Origin of the sequence: Petrotoga sp. SL27 (assembly GCF_002924605.1) — a bacterium.
In the GTDB taxonomy this organism is placed as follows: Bacteria; Thermotogota; Thermotogae; order Petrotogales; family Petrotogaceae; genus Petrotoga; species Petrotoga sibirica.
The window spans coordinates 1-315 of record NZ_JAIP01000031.1 but is presented as its reverse complement, the minus strand read 5'-3'; the positions used below and the strand labels follow the sequence as shown (position 1 = coordinate 315).

Here is a 315-nt window from a genome sequence, read left to right as displayed (position 1 = left end):
AGCGGCAAGGGCAGGAGAAGCAGGAAGAGGATTTGCGGTAGTAGCGGATGAGATAAGGAAATTAGCAGAAGAATCAAGGAATGCAACGGATGAAATATCTGAAATATTAACCAACATAACGCAAGGGACGAACAAAGTAAACGAATCGACGAACAAGGTAGTAGGAACGATAGGGGAAATAAACGAAAAGATGGAGGATGTACAGAAAAGTTTCAACCGGATAAAAGAAAGGATAGAAAGGATGGACCAAGGGATAGAAAACATGACTGCAAGTGCGCAAGAACAAAGTGCAAGTGCGCAAGAGATGAGCACAGC

1 protein-coding gene is annotated in these 315 nt (G+C 43.2%); it reads left to right on the top strand.

The annotated features are described in order from the left end of the window. On the top strand, nt 1–315 hold a 315-nt coding region (locus AD60_RS09920), incomplete at both ends, for a methyl-accepting chemotaxis protein (protein WP_233186887.1).